Genomic DNA, 2629 nt, shown 5'->3' with positions numbered 1-2629 from the left:
CGACCTGGTGGCCGCGGCCGGCCAGGCGGGCCGCGAAGTCGCTGACGCCGGCCAGGTCGGTCAGTTCAGCGGCTGAATTGATCAAAAGCAGGCGGTTGAGCTTGGTGTAGTCATAATTTTGCGCGTCCAGCTCTTCCAGCACGTCGCTGTCGTCGCTGCCGGCATAGGTCAAGGTGAAGTACTTGTAGAAGGCATCGTTGATGGCCTGCTGCTTGACCAGGCCAAACTCCTCTTTGGCGTTGACCGAGGCCTTGACCTGCTGGTGGCTGGCCAGCCAGTTGCTGAAGTCCACGGGTGCTGACCAGGTTACCGTTGGAAAGCCGTACATGCCGGCCACTTTCAAGGCCAGGGTTCCGCCGCTGCTGGCGCCGATCTGGACGATGTTGTTTTCGTCGCCCGCGTCGGTGTAGTCAGAGGCCAGCAGCCAGGCCGCGAAATTGAGGGCGTCATCATGGGCAGCCGGGAAGTGGTGCTGCGGGGCCAGACGGTAGTCGGGAATGAAGGTCATGAAGCCCGCGTTGGCCAGGTCGATGCCCACGTCTCTGACGCTGTCCTTGCTCCCCCGGAACCAGCCGCCACCGTGCCAGAAAATGAGAATTTTCGTCTCTGAGTCGGTGTCGTTGGGATAGTAAATATCGGTTTTGAGCCCGTGCTTAAGGTCATAGGCGATGTTGTTAACAGTCACAACCATAATCTGATCTTTTCCTTTCTGATTTTTTGCTTTTGCGTCTCAAACTTATTATATACTCAAAGCAATAGCTTCTGCGCAACTTTTCGCCTTTTTTAAAAAGGTCGTTGAATAAGTTTGCGTAAAGCTTGAAGCAAACTTGTATGGGCCGGGACGGCTTTTTGCTAAAATTATCCTGGAATTTGTTTTTGAAAGGGGAAAGAGCATGAGCTACGAGCAAAGCCGCAAGCTGATCAACCGGCTGACCATCGTTTCGACGCTGGTCATCATTGCCTTGTGCATCTACTGGTACCGGCTGGGCATCTTCACCAGCCAGGAAAAGATGAGCGCTTATCTGGCTGACAAGAAAATCATGGGGCCCTTTGTCTTCATCTTGATCCAGATCATTCAGGTCGTGATCCCGATCATCCCCGGCGGGGTGTCGCTTCTGGCCGGGGTCGTCTTCTTTGGCGCCGGACCGGGCTTCATATACAACTATGTCGGCATCGTGCTGGGGTCCTTGATCAACTTCTTTTTGGCCCGCTACTACGGCCGCTCCTTTATCCTGCACATCGTGTCGGAGGAAAGCCTGGAAAAGTACACCAAGTGGACCAAGAACCAGAAGAAGTTCAACTGGTTCTTCGCCGTCTGCATCCTGGCGCCGGTTGCCCCGGACGATTTGCTCTGCCTGCTGGCGGGGCTGACGGAGATGAAGCCCTGGACCTACTTTTGGATCATCGTCCTCTGCAAGCCCTGGACCATCGCGGCTTACAGCCTGGGCCTGGTCTACGGGGCCCGCTGGCTGATGAGGCTGGTGAACTGATGCTGCGGGGGAAAAGAATCTGCCTGAGGCCCTTGGAAGCCGGGGATGCAGGCCAGCTTCTGGCCTGGGGGCAGGATCCATACTACCAGCAGACGGCTGGTTTTGCCCATTACCGGGACCTGGAGGAAGCCCGGCAGGGAGTCTTGGCCTACCAGCAGCGGCCGGCCAGCTACATGATCTGCTTGAAGAGCGGCCAGGCCATCGGCCTGCTGGAACTGTATCCCCGGGATGCCCAGTCCCGGGAGCTGGGCTTTCTGCTGGACAAAAAGTTCCAGGGGCAGGGCTACATGACGGAAAGCATCCGCTGCCTGCTGGCTGAGGTCTTCAAAAATCCGGAGATCAAGGAAGTCTGGGCCGGCTGCAAGAGCGGCAACCTGCGCCCCCAGCAGCTGCTGAAAAAACTGGGCTTTAAAGAGATGTACGAGCTCGACTACCGGCAGATTCCGCCTTTTTTGGATTTTTCTGCCAAGTATTATTTGCTAAAATCGGGCGAATAGCATAGAATATAGACAAACACGAAATCCTTAGACCACTGACAGAGAGTCCGCGTTTGCTGAGAGCGGATGAAGGTCGCTTCCAGATTTCATTAGTGTGGGCAATTAATTCTTGCACGGCCGGGCACCGTTAAGCGCCCAACTGAGTGTGGCTCTTTTGAGCCGAAACTGGGTGGTACCGCGAACCGTGCGCCGATTCGTCCCAAGACTGGGACGGGTCGGCTTTTTTTATTTTTTCGGAGGTTTTATATGCTGGATATTAAGGTCATTCGCGAGAATCTTGACTGGGCAAAAGAAAAGTTGGCAACTCGGGGCATCAAGCCTGAGCAGCTGGACGAACTGGTAGAAATCGACGCCAAGCGCCGTGAAGCCATGGTGCAAAGCGAAAACTTAAAGGCTGAAAGAAACGAAGTTTCCAAGAAGATCGCTGCTGCCAAGCGGGAAAAGACGGACGCCAGCGAAGCTATCGCCAACATGCGTGAAGTCGGCGCCAAGATCAAGCAGCTGGACCACGACATCGACGACCTGCAGGAAAAGCAGGAATACATCCTGCTGCGGCTGCCGAACTTCCCGGCTGACTCAGACCCAATCGGCCCTGACGAAAGCTACAACGAAGAAGTCCGCCGCTGGAGCGAGCCGACCAAG

Annotated in this window: 3 protein-coding genes and 1 pseudogene; 3 read left to right on the top strand and 1 reads right to left on the bottom strand. The window is 55.5% G+C overall.

The features are described from left to right. Window positions 1-691 (bottom strand): alpha/beta hydrolase (locus tag lacNas_RS00890; protein ID WP_201335844.1); only part of this gene is annotated, 691 nt, incomplete at its 3' end. Window positions 692-893: 202 nt separating this feature from the next. Here lacNas_RS00890 and lacNas_RS00885 point away from each other — a divergent pair. From lacNas_RS00885 to lacNas_RS00875, 3 genes and pseudogenes are all read left to right on the top strand, one after another. Continuing rightward, the gene (locus tag lacNas_RS00885) at window positions 894-1490 is read left to right on the top strand and encodes a TVP38/TMEM64 family protein (RefSeq protein ID WP_201331789.1); all 597 of its coding nucleotides are present in this window, start codon (window positions 894-896) and stop codon (window positions 1488-1490) included. Further along, window positions 1490-1987 (top strand): GNAT family N-acetyltransferase, encoded by a 498-nt coding sequence (locus tag lacNas_RS00880; RefSeq protein ID WP_201331788.1) that lies wholly within the window; start codon window positions 1490-1492, stop codon window positions 1985-1987. The genes lacNas_RS00885 and lacNas_RS00880 overlap by 1 nt, the downstream gene beginning before the upstream one ends. A 246-nt stretch (window positions 1988-2233) precedes the next feature. Continuing rightward, window positions 2234-2629: pseudogene (locus tag lacNas_RS00875) on the top strand (serine--tRNA ligase); the annotation flags it as partial.

The organism is Lactobacillus nasalidis, assembly GCF_016587775.1.
GTDB classification, from domain to species: Bacteria; Bacillota; Bacilli; order Lactobacillales; family Lactobacillaceae; genus Lactobacillus; species Lactobacillus nasalidis.
This window is presented reverse-complemented; position numbering and strand designations above follow the sequence as displayed.

What these genes read in the sequence shown, in the direction of transcription:
- lacNas_RS00880 (WP_201331788.1), top strand. Translation starts at nt 1,490, where the DNA reads ATGCTGCGGGGGAAAAGAATCTGCCTGAGGCCCTTGGAAGCCGGGGAT.
- lacNas_RS00885 (WP_201331789.1), top strand. Translation starts at nt 894, where the DNA reads ATGAGCTACGAGCAAAGCCGCAAGCTGATCAACCGGCTGACCATCGTT.